The organism is Chloroflexus sp. MS-G (assembly GCF_000735195.1).
Classification (GTDB): domain Bacteria; phylum Chloroflexota; class Chloroflexia; order Chloroflexales; family Chloroflexaceae; genus Chloroflexus.
On the sequence record NZ_JPIM01000095.1, the window covers coordinates 1 to 17,137 of the forward strand.

Annotated in this window: 9 protein-coding genes; 4 read left to right on the forward strand and 5 right to left on the reverse strand. The window is 57.7% G+C overall.

Translation table 11 applies throughout. The annotated features are described in order from the left end of the window. Both JE47_RS22215 and JE47_RS0115320 read right to left on the reverse strand, forming a co-directional pair. Window positions 1-195: hypothetical protein (locus tag JE47_RS22215; protein ID WP_035419614.1), on the reverse strand; the 195-nt coding region annotated here is incomplete at its 3' end. Between the two features lie 422 nt (window positions 196-617). Next, on the reverse strand, window positions 618-1,646 hold the full coding sequence (locus JE47_RS0115320; protein WP_031460595.1) for an STAS domain-containing protein: 1,029 nt from the start codon (window positions 1,644-1,646) through the stop codon (window positions 618-620). Between the two features lie 460 nt (window positions 1,647-2,106). Between JE47_RS0115320 and JE47_RS0115325 the strand changes: the two genes are divergently transcribed. Beyond that, window positions 2,107-3,012 (forward strand): UbiA family prenyltransferase, encoded by a 906-nt coding sequence (locus tag JE47_RS0115325; RefSeq protein ID WP_031460596.1) that lies wholly within the window; start codon window positions 2,107-2,109, stop codon window positions 3,010-3,012. Between the two features lie 80 nt (window positions 3,013-3,092). On the opposite strand, the gene JE47_RS0115330 is transcribed toward JE47_RS0115325, so the two are convergent. The 3 genes from JE47_RS0115330 to JE47_RS0115340 all read right to left on the reverse strand — a co-directional run bounded on the left by JE47_RS0115330 (window position 3,093) and on the right by JE47_RS0115340 (window position 5,583). Continuing rightward, window positions 3,093-4,517: a glutamine synthetase family protein gene (locus tag JE47_RS0115330; protein ID WP_031460597.1), complete on the reverse strand. Its 1,425-nt coding sequence runs from the start codon at window positions 4,515-4,517 to the stop codon at window positions 3,093-3,095. 121 nt (window positions 4,518-4,638) lie between these two features. Beyond that, complete coding sequence (locus JE47_RS0115335; RefSeq protein ID WP_031460598.1) at window positions 4,639-5,070, reverse strand: hypothetical protein; 432 nt, start codon at window positions 5,068-5,070, stop codon at window positions 4,639-4,641. Between the two features lie 69 nt (window positions 5,071-5,139). After that, on the reverse strand, window positions 5,140-5,583 hold the full coding sequence (locus tag JE47_RS0115340) for a c-type cytochrome (protein WP_031460599.1): 444 nt from the start codon (window positions 5,581-5,583) through the stop codon (window positions 5,140-5,142). A gap of 1,277 nt (window positions 5,584-6,860) precedes the next feature. Here JE47_RS0115340 and JE47_RS0115345 point away from each other — a divergent pair. From JE47_RS0115345 to JE47_RS0115355, 3 genes are all read left to right on the forward strand, one after another. Beyond that, a complete protein-coding gene (locus JE47_RS0115345; protein WP_031460600.1) occupies window positions 6,861-10,199 on the forward strand; it encodes a Swt1 family HEPN domain-containing protein in 3,339 nt (1,112 codons plus the stop codon). A gap of 107 nt (window positions 10,200-10,306) precedes the next feature. Then, the gene (locus JE47_RS0115350; protein ID WP_031460601.1) at window positions 10,307-13,876 is read left to right on the forward strand and encodes a helicase-related protein; all 3,570 of its coding nucleotides are present in this window, start codon (window positions 10,307-10,309) and stop codon (window positions 13,874-13,876) included. Continuing rightward, complete coding sequence (locus JE47_RS0115355; protein ID WP_031460602.1) at window positions 13,873-16,878, forward strand: DUF1156 domain-containing protein; 3,006 nt, start codon at window positions 13,873-13,875, stop codon at window positions 16,876-16,878. The genes JE47_RS0115350 and JE47_RS0115355 overlap by 4 nt, the downstream gene beginning before the upstream one ends. Window positions 16,879-17,137 lie beyond the last annotated feature (259 nt).

The window sequence follows — 17,137 nt, forward strand, 5'->3', positions numbered from 1 at the left end:
TCCACGCCGCTCATTTGCGCTGTCTCGCGCCAGCAGGGGGGACAGCGCGGTTGCACCGGTCAGCAGGCGCACGCGGGGCGGACAGAGCGAGGTTCCACGCCGTCCATCTGCGCTATCCCGCGCCAGCGAGGGGGATAGCGTGGTTGCACCGGTCAGCAGGACGCTCCCGGTTAGATTGATGTACCATCCGAACACATCATCTCCCTAAAATGCGACAACATTCGGTATCACCGGTTCAATGCCCATCGTCGTGGACAACTCTTGTAGGGAGAAGCGCTGCCTCACTCCGACCGGTTGCCGTGCCCACACGGTTCACCCAACAGCGCCGCCATCAGGTGCATCCTATGGCCATCGTCCTGGCGGATAGCGGTGCAACGGATACCGCTCCGACCGACGCATCACTGTGTACAGGCGCAGCGCCGCTGCACACTAAACGATCTGCTTCTGTGACAGGATATTTCAAAGAGGCTCTTATGCTGAAAAGCCCTGCATCCTTACTAGGATACACACGGTGAGCAAAGGCTTGCTGTGGGATCGTCGGGGAAGGTGTCAATACTGAGCGAGATGACATATTCCAGACGAAGGTACAGTCATAACCGGGTATATCCTGTAACCGATTACACACCAACCGTAGCACGGGCGAGTCGGAGGGCAGCCTCAGGATTCGGCGCCGTTACTACCTCTTCCAGACCGATATTGAGATGAACCAACGTTTGCGCCACCGCAGGACCAATGCCACTGATCAGCGTGCGCGCACCGAGTAACCGAATCGCTGTAGCGGTATCAATCAAAGCTCTGGCAACTGCCGTGTCGATAATCGTGATGCCGCTAACATCAATAATCACTGCCTGAGCACGACGTTCGGCAACAACCTTCAGCACCCGCTGGCGCAACGCCTCGGCCCGCCGACTGTCGAGGTGTCCAACCAGGGGCACCAGCAAAACTCGTTCGTCAATCGTCAATACCGGCAACTCAAGAACAGCAACCAGTTCAAGCAATCGTTGCTGCTCGAGTGCACGCCGTTCAATCTCCTGACGGGCAGCCTCTGCCGTATTCCGAGCAGCTTCAGCCTCTTCCGCACGCTGATCAGCAATGTACAATGCCTGCATTTGGGCGGCAAAGATGCGATCAAGGAAGGCCCAAAGGGCGATGAATAGAGCGGTAATACTGCTTGCTTCTAAAAAAGTTACTAAATGAGGATCGATACGCAACCCATTAGGCGATTGGTTAAAGGTTATGATTGGAATTGCTGCTCCGATACAGACAAGTAAAGTGATGATTGAGAAAGCTCGGTTCCCTTGCAATCCTGCTAATAAGATAATAACAGAGAGAAATGGTACGACAGACAGGCTTATTTCAGAGAGCCAAACAGCAATTGCTACCTCACAGCTAATGACCATGATCCCAAACGTTGCAATTGCCTGCCAGAGTTGATAATTACGGACCAGTAAAAGTAAGGTCAGGCTACAACCAATGATAGTAATCACTGTGATTGTCAGGATGACAACAATGAAAATGCTCTGGCTAACGAGGTAGGCCACTAGTGAAACAACGAAAGCAATAAGTGCAATTATCAACGTGCCAAGGGCAACTGTTCGGACGATTTGCCGGTATAGTTGTTCAAGCGACGGTTGTGTGTTACTCATGGCGCGCCCCTGTTTGTAACCTTTTTAGCCAGAGATATATCGTAAATTATACGGCTTTGTAGAATAAAAACAAATAGACTCTTCGCAACATTCTGTATCGACAAGCTAACGCCTATGCTATACTGCTGAGCAAATGGTATCAGTTGACGGTCTTACAAGTATATCTGTTCTGTGTTAAGTACCATTGTCATCGTAAGAGGTGTCTACTGTGTCTTACCGAAAGACTGACACCCTGAAACTATAGGATACGGAAGCACAAAGCTTTCTCGTATATTCTTCCAAACGAGTCAGAAGGTGGACAGGTGCCTTTATAGAGGAAGACCGTTGCGATTGAGTTCATTCGTTTTGGCAAAACATTCTCGTACAAATCATTGCTGAAAACAGTTGAAAAAACATTGTACAGCTAGTATCATCTACGATGTATTCTAAGAGCAACACTTCACGTTTTCAGGAGCCAACAATGCACACTTCAGTCAGTTTTCCGGCTATCAAATCATTCCGCTGGCTCTCCATTATCCGCTCTGAAATCATTCTCCACTGGCGATTCAATCGGTACGACATTTCAGCAACGGTTATTCCGGGTCTGCTTTTTGTGCTGGCGGCCTGGCACAGTGATCAGCTCAATTGGAGCACCTTGCCAAATCTCATTTTCTGGGGTGCTATCTATTTTTGGCTCTACTGCATCTGCTTTTGCATCTCTAACCAATTGGCCGGTGAGGCCGAGGATCGCCTGAACAAACCGGATCGACCGCTCGTGCAAGGACTCGTGTCGCGGCAAGGTGCCTTCATCCGCTGGGTGATCGCAATGGGATTATTCTCGCTGCTCGGCTGGTGGTTAGGGGTACTGGAATGGACCTTGCTGTGGCAAGTCACACTGACACTACACAACTTTGGTCATTGGGCCCGTCATTATTGGCTGAAGAACCTTTCGATGGTGCTCGGTGCAATCGCGCAATTAGCAGCCGCATGGCAAATGGTACGACCATTAACACTGGAAGCCTGGACATGGTTACTGGTTCCTGCGATTACGTTGTTGTCAAACGCATCGTTGCAAGACCTACGTGACATAGAAGGAGATCGGATGAACCGACGCCGTACCATGCCAATCGTGTTTGGTGAGTGGCCTACCCGCATATTTGTTGCAATTGCTTTCATATTGCTGGCAGTGCTCTCACACATTGCCCTCTTTGTCCCAACAGGTCTCAGTGCCGGTACACTGCTACTTGATGTTCTGCTTGCAGCGCTTTGCGTGGTGATTGGCGGTCGAGTGTTGTTGCTTCGTAACCCTCATGCCGATCACGTCTCGTACATGATGTACACGTACTGGTACTGCTTCGTGCTAGCTGCGGCAATTGTGGCGTTGTAATACCCCTTTGTATTTATTATCAGGATCAAGAAAAAGGGATCGCGCCATTGCGTTCCCTTTTGCACATCGTCAGGCAGTATTTAAAACCGGCTCCACAAGTACTGATTCGTTACTTCGTGGTGAAATTGCACTTCGGCACGCTTGATCAGTGTCCCTAACTTCCGCGGACAACGGTCGGCAACGATCAGCTTGAGATCGGCAAACCGGCTGTGTACCCCTTCACCGAGAATACTTGCCATGAATGCACTCTGGCGGAAGTTGGTAATGGCGTCGTAGATGTTGTCGGGAAGGGTTGCTGTACCATTACGAACATCAGTAGTTGGTAGTGGTCCTTCAAGACCGGTGCGCAGTAAGGCATAGATCGCCATATAGGGGTTGGCATCAGGAGCAATTGAGCGCACCTCGATCCGGGCCGAACGAGCGTTGCCGATCGGAATGCGGATCATCGAGCCGCGGTCAGTCGGTGAGGCTTTGATCTGATTGGGTGCCTCGAAATGAGGATCGAGCCGTCGGTATGCGTTGACGCTCGAATTCAAGATCAAACAGAGATCCTGAGCACTATTGAGAATGCGATCAATGAATCTCCAGGCCAGTTCTGAAAGTTGTTCAGGGCCATTGGCATCGTAGAAGAGATTGACGCCCTGACGCGATAGCGAGATGTTCGTGTGCATTCCATTACCATTCACACCGGTAACGGGCTTGGGTAAGAAACAGGCCGTCATATCGAGCTTGCTGGCTACCTGACGACAGATCAACTTGTACAGGAGAATCTGGTCGGCAGCAATCGTGGCTTCGGTGTAGCTGTAGTTCATCTCAAACTGCGATGGCGCTACCTCTGGGTGATCTTTCTCATTCTCAAACCCCATTGCTCGCTGCGCTTCCGCTGCCATGTCGATAAACTGACGGAGCGGATCGCCGGGTAGCGAGTGGTAATAGCCACCGGTGCTGACCATCGTAAACTCACCGGTTTCACGGAAGCGCTGTTCGGCATTGCGACCTTTGAACAAGAACCCTTCGATCTCGGTCGCGACGTTACAGGTGAGACCATCACGCTGGTACAGTTCATTCACGTAGCGGTGCAGCCGTCCACGCATATCGGCTTCGTAAGGCGTACCATCTTGATTGAGCACATACCCAAATACCAGCACCTTCCCCGGCCCAAAAATATCAGCCGGTAGCCAGTAGAAGGCTGACCAGTCAATCGCAAGCCGCAGATCCGATTCGGCCTGTACCGAGAAGCCTCGTACCGATGAGCCGTCAAAGGTGAGGTTGTCAGCCGAAGTCAACAGAAACTTTTTGTCGTAATCGAGCATGTGCAACCGGCCTTCGAGATCGGTAAAACAGACGGTGACCGCCTTGATCCGGCGCTCATCGGTCAGGTAGCGCATCCGTTCTTCGCGCATCACCTCTAGCGAGACTCTGGCCAGGCGCTGGCGCTTGACGCTCAAGTTCAGCTCTTCCAACTGCTCATAGGGAATTTCGAGGAAATCGCGTAGCTCTGCCATGGTTGTTCCTTTGCATTCAACAGCGATGATGATTATGCTGCGTATTATACTCCGAACCGCAACCGACGCTGCGACGCAGGTCAGCTGCGGTTCAGTTGGTTTCACACCTGCGGTTATCGTCCTAGGGGTTGGAATAGGGCAACCGGATGTCAGAGACCTGCCAACCTTGTACGGTGAAGGTGACCGTGACCGCAAACTGTGCATTCCCGTGGTGACAGGTCAGGCGAAGTGGGATCACCAGCTCGGCACCGGGGAGTGGAAACGCAGGAGACCGGTACGGCCCTAAGACGATGATCGGTGGTTGATGAGCCTGCTGCCAGGCTTGACGCAGCAGGTGAAGCGCAGCCGGTTGACGAAGCCGGACAGCCACATGACGAATCGCTAAGTGATCCTGACGGTCGATCTGGTCGAGTAGCTCGTAGATCGGTGTCGTGGGTTGGTGAAACGGCCGGGTCAGTTGCACGATATTGTCTACCAGATCGCCAGATCGTACTGGCGTAAAGCAGAAAAGGACAAACAGGCCTACTACCCCCACAAGGAAAGAGCGCTGCATAACAGTTCCTAATTGTTGGGAAAATACAACCGGCGGAGATCGTGATGATCACCGCCGGTTAGTCATACATTACTTCAGGGTCCGTAAGTAAGCCATCAAATCAGCCATTTGCTGGTCGGTAAGGTCGTGGGATGGCATATAGCCAATCCGACCGGTGCCTCCGACACGAATCCATTCGGCGATGTTGGCTTCACTGCGCTCTTTACCGTTGGGCAATAGTCCTTTGTAATCGACCCCCTTCGGCAATACCGGTCCTTCAGCACTAAACAAACCGGCTAATCCAGGCCCAACTAGGACTTCTTTCGTTGTGGTATGACAGGAAGTACACTGCCCGAAAATCTCCTGCCCTTTCCTGGCATCGCCTTTTGCCGAGATAGAAGTGTCACGGAGCGCCGCTGGCAGTTCGTTGGTTGATGCCGAGGTTGATGACGAAGTGGCCTGATTACCACCACCGCAGCCGGTGATGACAGCGATCAGAAAAAGGGTAAACAGCCATGCACTCAAACGGTTCATTGGTGTCCTCCTTATTCACTTGAACGCACCTATCCCAAAGAAAGACCGACAACGTCTAAGCCAGGGTTTAAACAATCAAGCAGCCAGGAAAATTGGGAGGGTGCGCGGTGGCGGTGTCGGAGGAGCACAGGAGAGTCTGGGTAAAAGTGAGGGGTGAGACAGATGAAACAGCAGTATCACAACGATGATCACAAGAGTGATCATTTGCGCCGGTGGCAGCGTTTCAAAAACCGCCCGTGGTCGCACGGTTTCGATAGGCGACGATGTCGGCAACTCGTGATCAAGCGTCGTAGATGATGATGGGACGTTGCAGAGAAAAACACCGGCCGAGTTACGCTCGCGCAGAAGGTCGTGAATGAAACAATGTATGACACAGCTCAGCGGGCTAAGGAACCCTAGCTCAATCACGACCAGAACGGCAAGGGTGTGAATCCCCGCTTCACCCCATCGATATAATCGCCGAAATGTGCGGCTTTTGTGCGAGATTGTGCCATTTTTCACGCTCTTATGATGCGACAGGTGAGGTCGTTTGTCAAGCACTGAGGGGAATCGGTTCTGGAGATGAACGTTAACCTGGATCGCCATCTGACATTGTTGTCAGTAACAATTGCAGAGTTTGTACCGGCTTATACCACTTCTGGTATGAAGAACCAGCTCTCATCGTGCCACCCGCGTGCCCCACCGCTTCCATCCGTTCACACCGTTCCGTTCGTCGACGCAGGAGGGTGGGTGCACGAAACCCCCAGACGCAGTCCGAATGGGCTGTAGCGCCACTCCACGCCATGCGGTGAAGGGAGCGGCCAATCAGGGATGATTGTCGCCGTTCCGTTCTGTAGGAAACACGACGGTGCTGGCAGGGAACGCTGGCCGCCGACCTGGCCACATCGTGGTAGTTGCCACCTGCCACGGCCACTGTGAGACCAAACGATGCGATACATCCCTATCCCCACAGTGGCGGCGGAACGACAGACGCGGGTGGTATGGTCACAGTGGTACTATACCCTACCAGGCGCACCGTGCTCTACAGGTCGGCTATCGGGTTCCATTCAGCGTTGGCAGGTAGTATATTTCTTTTATATAATGTGCTGGTACGAGAAAAGTACGAGATATGGAGGAAGGTTTAAGGTAGGGAAGGAGGTTTCGCCATCATCGCCCTCTGGCATGCTGGCGTCTCGCTCTTGCAGAATATCCGCCGGGAGGATGCGTTCGCCCCTGTTCCCGTGCTGTTCACATCGTAATGACTCACATTGCCACTCGCTGCTCACAAGGAGGAATGCATGGCCATCACCAACCAGGAACGGATCGGGAAAGCGCTCGAACTGCTGCGTCAGGGGCTACAACCCTTCATCGAGCGTGAGTTGCAGAATCACTACGGCAAATATTGGGTGACGAGCGTCACCAGTACCTGGCGCAATGAGCTGGCCTGGCGTGACGATGATACCCCTCATCTCGATACTGCGGCACTGCTGAAGATCATGTGGGAGCAGTGGAATGAGGTGTTTCGTCAGACCCTCGGATTTACCGAACGTAGTCTGGTCAGTGAGCTGCGCGAGTGGCGCAACAAATGGGCACACCAGGAGTCGTTCTCAACTGACGATACCTACCGGGCGCTTGACTCAGCAGCCCGATTGCTTGCGGCGGTTTCCGCCACGGTGCAGGCTGATGAGATCGAACGCATGAAGTTTGATCTGCTCCGGGTCCGATTTGACGAGCAGGTGCGGAGCGAAAAGCGCAAGGCGGGCGGCTCGCTGATCGAGGCTGCGGCCAGTGGCATGCTCAAGCCTTGGCGCGAGGTCGTGACGCCGCATCCCGATGTGGCCAGCGGACGCTACCAGCAGGCCGAATTTGCTGCCGATCTGTGGCAGGTGCATCTCGGTGAAGGGAGTGACGAGTATCGCGATCCGATAGAGTTTTTCCGTCGTACCTATTTGACCGAGAGCCTGAAGCGATTACTTGTGGGCGCCGTCAAGCGACTCACGGGCAAGGACGGCGATCCGGTGGTGCAGTTGCAGACCAACTTCGGCGGCGGGAAGACCCACTCGATGCTGGCGCTGTATCATCTCTTTTCCGGGTATCGTCCTGCGGAGTTGCCCGGTGTGGATACGGTGCTCACCGAGGCCAGTGTGACGGAGTTACCAAAGGTGCGGCGGGTGGTGTTGGTCGGCAATAAACTATCGCCCGGCAACCCAACGGTCAAACCCGATGGGACGGTCGTGCGGACTCTGTGGGGGGAGCTGGCCTATCAACTTGGCGGCAAAGATGCCTATGCCGTCATTGCCCACGATGACGAACGCGCCACCAACCCCGGTGACCGGCTGCGTGAGTTGTTCAATGCCTATGGCCCTTGTCTCATCCTGATTGACGAATGGGTTGCGTATGCCCGCCAGCTCCACGACCAGAGCGACTTGCCGGGAGGAAGTTTCGAGACGCAGTTCACCTTTGCGCAGGCGCTGACCGAGTCGGCAAAACTGGCGAATCGCTGTTTACTGGTCATCTCGCTGCCGGCTTCTGATACCGCAACCTCCTCACCGGTCGATGATGTGGAAGTCGGCGGGATCCGTGGTCGTGAAGCACTGGATCGGCTGCGGAACGTTGTCGGGCGTGTCGAGTCGTCGTGGCGTCCGGCAACCGCCGAAGAGGGCTTCGAGATCGTGCGCCGCCGGTTGTTCCAACCGCTCGCCGGTCCAGAGGCCTTCAAGTATCGTGATGTGACGGCGCGGGCCTTTGCCGAGTTGTACACGACTCATGCCGCTGAGTTCCCGCCGGAGTGTCGCAACACGGAGTACGAACGACGGATCAAGGAGGCGTACCCGATCCATCCTGAGATTTTTGACCGCCTCTACGAAGACTGGTCAACGCTGGTCAAGTTCCAGCGCACCCGTGGCGTCTTGCGTCTGATGGCGGCGGTGATTCACTGCCTATGGGAAAAAGGTGACCGCAGTCCGCTGATCCTGCCATCGACGATTCCTATCGACGATTCGCGGGTGCAGTTTGAACTGACGCGCTACCTTTCCGACAACTGGGCGCCGATTATTCAGAAGGATGTTGACGGCCCGAATGCACTGCCACTGAGCATCGACCGCGAGGTGTCTAATCTGGGCAAAGTGTCGGCAACGCGGCGCGTGGCGCGGACGATCTACCTCGGTTCGGCCCCGAAGTCGGCGGTGACCCGGCGCGGATTGGAGGAACGCCGGATCAAGCTCGGCTGCGTCATGCCGGGTGAGTCGCCCTCTGTCTTCGGCGATGCGCTGCGCCGACTCGCCGCAACCGCAACGTACCTGTACCAGGATGGAACCCATTACTGGTACGATACACAGCCGACGGTCACCAAAATGGCCGAAGATCGCGCCGAACAACTTCGCCACAATCCAGATGCCGTGGCCATGGAGCTGGAAAAGTACCTGCGTGAGTACGCACGTGCAATGGGAGGTTTCTCACGGGTGCATTTGCTGCCGCGTTCAGGTGCCGATGTACCAGACGATCTCGAAACTCGTCTGGTGATCCTGTCAACCGATCATCCGTACAGCAAAGGGACGGGGAATGCTGCCGAGCAAACCGCACGTACTTTGCTCGAGTCGCGTGGGTCGGCGCCGCGTCACTACCGCAATACGCTGGTCTTCCTCGCCGCCGACAAGGCGCGGCTCCCAGACCTCGACGGGGCGCTGCGCACATTCCTAGCCTGGGAGTCGATCCTGAATGAGAAAGAGACGCTGAACCTTACTCCGTTTCAGGTCAAGCAGGCCGAGAACCAACACAAGAGCGCCAGGCAGACTGTGGAAGCCCGCTTGCCGGAAGTCTATTGCTGGCTGCTGGTTCCCGAACAAACGACGCCGCAATCCCCGATCACGTGGCAAGCTATTCGTCTCAGCGGAGACGGTGCGCTGGCCGTTCGTGCCTTCAAGCGATTGCAACACGAGGAGCTGGTTCTGACCCGACTGGGCGCAACCATCCTGCGCGATTATCTGGACCGGATACCGCTCTGGCGGGGGAAGCATGTGTCAGTGCGTCAGCTTGTGGAAGATTTTGCCACCTACCTCTATCTCCCACGACTGATAGGCCCCGAGGTGCTCATCAGTGCGATCCAAGACGGCATCGCCTCGCTCACCTGGGCAACGGAGACCTTTGCCTACGCCGAACGCTACGACGAAAAGACGGAGCGGTATGTCGGGCTACGCGCCGGCGAGCGGATCACGCTCACCGTTGATGATGCCGGAGTCATCGTCAAACCGGATATCGCCCGTCGGCAACTGGACGCCGATGCCCAGGCCGCACGTCCGGCTGAGGCAGTACACGGTGATCAGCGAACGACGACACATCCGCTTCCATCCCAGACGACACTGCTTCCGTCGGATTCAACGTCGCCCTCTCACCCGGCACCATCCACACCACATCGCTTCTACGGCTCGGTCCGCCTTGATCCCAATCGGGTCGGTCGCGATGCCGGTCGGATTGCCGAGGAAGTGATCGCGCACCTCATCGGACAAGTAGGCACCGACGTCACCGTCACGCTTGAAATTGAAGCCAGGTCGCCAAAGGGCTTTTCCGACCAGATCGTGCGCATCGTGCTCGAGAATGGTCGAACGCTGAAGTTCACGACGTGCGAGTTTGATGAGTGATGGTGCATGTATTGGTGGTCCTGTTCCCATCTCGTCATGATGGCTTTCGGAAAGGAGGTTCGTATGCGATGGTCGCCGTGTCGTGACCATCGCATGCGCTGATGTATATGGCACGCCTGGAAGATATTCAACCTGATGCGCTCCTCCGCGGTATCTTGCCCAACGTCACGGTCACGGTGGTCAGTGTTCAGTGGCATGGATCCGATGCACTGACCCTCGTGTATCGTGAGCCAAACGGGCGTGTCGCCGATCGACTGCTCTTCCGCAGCGACGAACCCAATCTCGCGCTGGTTGAGCAGGGGCGCCCGTGGGCGTTTGATGGCGATGGTACGCTGTTCCGGCTGGTCGCCGAAGCCCATCGCATCCGGCTCGCGCACCTGTTCGATCCACTGCTGGCAGTGCATACCTCGCTGGTGGATCCGCTCCCCCATCAGATTACCGCCGTCTACGAGCTGATGCTGCCACGCCAGCCACTGCGCTTTTTGCTGGCCGACGATCCCGGCGCGGGGAAGACGATTATGGCTGGACTCCTGATCAAGGAGCTGATCGCCCGTGGTGATCTCCAGCGCTGTCTGATTATCTGCCCTGGTAACCTGGTTGAGCAGTGGCAGGATGAACTTGACCGTCGCTTCCACCTGCCCTTCGAGATTCTGACCAACGATAAGCTCGAAGCCGCTCGCACCGGCAACTGGTTTCTGGAAAACCATCTGGTCATCGCCCGCCTCGATAAACTGGCGCGCAACGAGGATGTGCAGGCAAAACTCGCCGCACCGGATAACCGCTACGACCTGGTGGTGATCGATGAGGCGCACAAGCTCTCAGCCAGCTTTTTCGGCGGTGAAATCAAGTACACGAAGCGCTACCGGCTGGGTCAGCTCGTTTCCGGCCTTACCCGCCATTTGCTCTTGATGACAGCGACACCGCACAACGGGAAGGAGGAAGATTTTCAGCTCTTTCTGGCCCTCCTCGATGGTGATCGCTTCGAGGGGCGCTTCCGTGATGGGGTGCATCAGGTTGATGTCTCCGATCTGATGCGGCGGATGGTCAAAGAGAAGCTGCTCACGTTCGATGGGACACCGCTCTTCCCAGAGCGGATGGCCTACACGGTGCCATACAAACTCTCGCCCGAAGAGGCACTTCTCTACCGCGAGGTGACGACCTATGTGCGCGAAGAGTTCAACCGCGCCGAAGCGTTGCAGAACGATACCCGGGCAGGGACGGTGGGGTTTGCGCTGACGATCTTGCAGCGCCGCCTGGCCTCTTCGCCAGAAGCGATCTATCAGTCGTTGCGCCGACGGCGCGAGCGGTTGGAACGACGCCTGCGTGAGTTGGAGTTGGCGCAGCGTGCAACGATTGTTTCCCCAGACCTTCGTGATCTCTCGACCGAAGATATTGAGGACCTCGAAGATGCACCGGACAACGAGCTAGCGCAGGTCGAAGAAGAGATTCTCGATCAGGCCACCGCTGCACAGACGATAACAGAACTCCAGCGCGAAATCGCGGCATTGAACCGCCTGGAGCAGCTCGCCAACCAGGTGCGCCGGAGCGGACGGGATACCAAGTGGCAGGAGTTGTCGAACCTGCTGGGTGCCATATTTACGCCCGCAGCGTTGGCGACTCGGATCACCGAGACATCACCACCGTATGATGCAGGAACCGTTCCAAAGCCAACCCCTTCGCCACATCAAAAATTGGTTATCTTCACCGAACATCGCGATACGTTGACCTATTTGCACCAGAAGATCGGCAGTCTGTTTGGTCGGCATGACGCAGTCGTGATCATTCATGGCGGTATGGGGCGCGAAGAGCGACGAAAGGCGCAGGAACTCTTCCTCAACGACCCAGACGTGCGTGTCTTGCTGGCGACCGACGCTGCGGGTGAGGGTATCAACTTGCAGCGGGCGCACCTCATGATCAATTACGATCTCCCCTGGAACCCCAATCGTCTCGAGCAGCGTTTTGGACGCATTCATCGCATTGGTCAGACGGAGGTCTGTCATTTGTGGAACCTGGTGGCCGATGAAACCCGCGAGGGCGATGTGTACCGGCGCTTGCTGGACAAGCTCGACGAGGCCCGGCGAGCGCTTGGCGGTCAGGTGTTCGATGTCCTTGGGAAGCTCCAATTTGATGGCAAGCCCTTGCGCGATCTGATGATCGAGGCGATCCGCTACGGCGACCAACCGGAGGTACGCGCCCGTCTTTCGCGCGTCGTTGAGGACGCAGTGGATAAGGAACGATTGCAATCGTTGCTCGAGGAGCGGGCATTAGCCCACGACGTGATGGACGTGAGTCGGGTGATCCGCATCCGTGAAGAGATGGAACGCGCCGAGGCGCGCCGACTGCAACCACACTACATCGAGTCCTTCTTCCTCGCTGCCTTTCGTCGGCTCGGCGGCGTGGTGCGCGAGCGGGAGTCGCGGCGCTATGAAATTACCCGTGTCCCGCCATTGGTGCGCAGGCGCGATCGGCAGATCGGGGTGAGAGATTCGGTCCTCGAGCGCTATGAGCGTATCTGCTTTGAGAAGGACCTCATCAATCCTCCGGGCCGACCGCTGGCCGCGTTTGTCTGCCCCGGCCATCCGCTCCTCGATGCGGTGATTGATCTAACCCTGGAACAGCATCGTGACGTGCTGAAACGCGGTGCGATTCTGGTCGATGAACGAGATGTCGGAACGGAACCGCATGTCCTCTTCGTTCTCGAGCATGCCATTCAAGACGCCAGCCTGCTCCCGTCTGGCGAACGGCGCACGATCTCACGTCGCCTGCTCTTCGTCGAGATCGATGCGCACGGGCGGAGCCGCCTCCTTCAGAACGCACCCTACCTCGACTACCGCCCGCTCGCCGAGGATGAACCCGATGCCGCTACACTGCTGGCGCGTCCTGAACTGAAGTGGATCGGCCGTGAGCTGGAACAGCAGGTGATGAATGATGCCATTTCCCGGCTGGTTCCTGAACATCTCCGCGACGTGCGTGATCGTCGCATTGCCTGGATCGAGAAGACTCGCGCTGCGGTGCGTGATCGTTTGACCAAGGAGATAGCATATTGGGATCATCGGGCCGAAGAGCTGAAACTCCAGGAACAGGCGGGGAAGCGGAATGCACGGCTCAACTCCCAAGAGGCGCGGAAACGCGCCGATGATCTGCAGGCGCGCTTGGAACGACGGATGGCCGAACTTGACCGCGAAGAACAGATTTTTCCCCTCCCGCCGGTTCTCGTTGGCGGAGCCGTAATCGTGCCGCTGGGTCTGATTGCCGCGATCACCGGCCGCCCGCTGCCGTCGCCACCCCGACCGGTGGATACGCAGGCAATTGCTGCGCACGCTCGCGCCATCGTGATGGACATCGAACGTCGGTTGGGATACGAACCCTCCGACCGGGAAACAGAGCGCCTTGGCTACGACATTGAAAGTCGTCATCCGGCGACGGGTGCGCTGCGGTTTATTGAAGTGAAGGGTCGAACCGCCGACGCCGATACGATCACGGTCACCCGGAATGAGATTCTGACCGCACTGAACAAACCTGACAACTATATCCTTGCCATTGTCATGTTCCAACCCGACGGCAGCACCGCCGTGCGCTATGTGCGCCGTCCCTTCCGCCGTGAACCCGACTTTGGGGTCACGAGCGTCACCTACCACGTCGCCGACCTTTGGAGCCGCGGAGAGCACCCGCTATGAACCACATTCGTTCGCGCAAGAAACTCATCGAAGTCGCCCTGCCGCTCGACGCCATCAACGCGGCCAGCGCCCGCGAAAAGTCCATCCGCCACGGCCATCCCTCCACCTTGCATCTGTGGTGGGCGCGTCGCCCGCTGGCGGCTGCCCGCGCCGTCCTCTTTGCCCAACTGGTCGACGACCCGTCGGCTTGGCCGGAGCTGTTCCCGACCGCAGAGGCCCAACAGCGCGAGCGGGAACGGCTGTTCGCCATCCTCAAGGAATTGGTGCAGTGGGAAAACACTACCAATGAGGAGGTGCTCGAGCGCGCCCGCTGCGAAATCCGGCGGAGTTGGGCGCGGCACTGCCTGGGCGGGACGGCGGCAGAACGCCTGTCCGACGACGAGATCGCCGAGGCCATCCGTACCGGACAGATCCCGCCGCTGCCAGGGGTACACGATCCGTTTGCCGGTGGCGGTTCCATCCCGCTCGAGGCGCAACGGCTGGGGTTGGAGGCATACGCCAGCGACCTCAACCCGGTGGCAGTGACGATCAACAAGGCGATGATCGAAATCCCGCCGAAATTCCGCGACCGTCCGCCGGTCAATCCGCAGGATCGCCAGCGGCTTGATCTGAACTCCTGGCATGGCGTGCAGGGCCTGGCGGCCGACGTGCGGTATTACGGGCAGTGGATGCGGGAACAGGCGCAGCGGCGGATCGGGCATCTGTACCCGCCGATCACCATCACCGCGGAGCTGGCAGCCGACCGCCCGGACCTGGAGCCGCTGATCGGGCAGCAGCTCACGGTGATTGCCTGGCTGTGGGCGCGCACCGTGCGCAGTCCCAATCCGGCCTTTGCCCACGTCGAGGTGCCGCTGGTCACGACGTTCATCCTGTCCAGCAAACCCGGTCACGAGGCGTATGTCGAACCCGTGGTTGCTGGTGATACCTACCACTTCACGGTGCGCGTCGGGACGCCGCCAGCGTGGGCGAAGAACGGCACGAAGGTCGGTGGGAGTGGGAGCTCGTTTTTCTGCTTACTATCCAGGATACCGATTGGGTTTGACTATATCCGCTCCGAGGCAATGAGAGGACGGATGGGGCAACGCTTGATGGCCATTGTCGCCGAAAGCTCGCGTGGTCGAGTATATCTGCCACCGACCGCTGAACACGAATCTATAGCCAAGTCGGCACTACCTTCTTGGAAACCCGAAACGCCGTTACCTGAAAAAGCGTTGGGTTTTCGTGTCCAGCTTTACGGTATGAAGACCTACGGCGACCTCTTCACCCCGCGCCAACTGGTCGCGTTGACCACCTTTGCCGACCTGGTGGGGGAGGCGATGGAGTGCGTCAGACGGGATGCCCAGGCCGCAGGACTGCCGGACGATGGTGTCGGACTGAACGATGGCGGCACCGGCGCGACCGCCTATGCCCAGGCCGTGGGGGTGTATCTTGGACTTGCCGTGAGTCGCATGGCAAACACAATTAATGCGCTGACGGTATGGTCTCAAAGTCGGGATCAAAGTGTAAATTTATTTAGTCGTCAAGCAATCCCCATGGTATGGGATTTTCCAGAGGTTAATCCTTTTGGCGGTGCAGCTGGCGATTTTGGAGCAACATCTTCGTCTCTAGCGAAGACTATATCATTAGCGTCTCATTATCCTGCTTGGGCCTTTCAAGGCGATGCGCAAACTCAAGAGATATCGAAGGAAAAAGTTGTCTCAACTGATCCTCCTTACTACGACAACGTCGGCTACGCCGACCTGTCGGACTTCTTCTACGTCTGGCTGCGTCGCACGCTCAGACCGATCTTCCCCGACCTCTACGCCACCCTGTCCACGCCCAAAGCGGAGGAGCTGGTCGCCGCACCCTACCGCCACGGCAGCAAACAGGCCGCCGAGCGATTCTTTCTGGAGGGCATGACACGCGCGCTGCACAACCTGGCGGTTCAGGCCCATCCTGCCTTCCCGGTCACCATCTACTACGCCTTCAAGCAGCAAGAAGTGAGGGAAGAGAAGCGAGAAGGGAGGGGAGAGCAGCGAGAAGAGAGAGAGCCGCTCGATCTCAACGCTCACTCCTCTTTCCTCTTCCCTCACTCCTCTCACTCCTCACTCCTCTCCACTCACTCCTCTCGCTCCTCCACTGGCTGGGAAACCTTCCTGGAAGCGGTCATCCAGGCGGGCTTCGCCATCACTGGCACCTGGCCCATGCGAACTGAGCGACCAACTGGTGTAAAGATTGGCACCAACGCCCTCGCCTCCAGCATCGTGCTGGTCTGTCGGCCCCGTCCGGCGGATGCGCCCATCGCCACCCGCCGTGAGTTTATCAACGCACTCAAGGCCGAGCTGCCGACGGCGCTGGCCGTGCTGCAACACGCCAACATCGCCCCGGTCGACCTGGCGCAGGCCGCCATCGGGCCGGGCATGGCGGTCTATACCCGCTATGCCCGCGTGGTTGATGCCCAGGGCACGCCGGTGCGGGTGCGCGAAGCGCTGACCCTGATCAACCAGGTGCTCGAGGAGGTGCTGGCCGAGCAGGAGAGCGATTTCGACGCCGACACCCGTTGGGCGCTGGCCTGGTTCGAGCAGTACGGCTTTGCCGAAGGCGCGTTCGGCGTGGCCGAGACGCTTTCCAAAGCCAAGAACACCAGCGTCGAGGGCCTGGTCGCCGCCGGGATGGTCGCAGCGAAACGGGGCAAGGTGCGCCTGCTCAGACCGGCAGAACTCTCGGCCACCTGGGACCCGGCCAGTGATAGCCGGGTCACTCATTGGGAAGCCGTCCATCATCTGATCCGGGTGCTGGAAACGGGCGGTGAAATGGCGGCGGCAGCGTTGGCAGCGAAGCTGGGCAGTCGGGCCGACGTGGCGCGCGAACTGGCCTACCGGCTCTACACCATCTGCGAACGCACCAAACGCCCGGAGGAAGCCTTTGCCTACAACGCGCTGGTGCAGAGTTGGGGCGAGATTGCGCGGTTGATGTACGATCAGCGCCAATCGCCCTCGATGCAGCAAGCGATGGATTTGTAACGCGCACGAGAAGCGGGGCGAGGAGGGGGGACAGCGCTGCTGTGCCCCCAACCACACCGTGCCCCCGGCTCTGACGGTACCGCAACCCAACCGCACCGTGCCCTCGGCGATGTCGCGTCCTCTAACGGTACCGCACCTCCAGTGGTACCGCGCCCCTGGCGCGTCGGCCCTCACCTTCCCCCAGACCCCTTCCTCTCCCACCAAGCGGGAGAGGAAGGGGGGTAGGGCACGCCCTCACCTTCCCCCCCAGCCCCCTTCC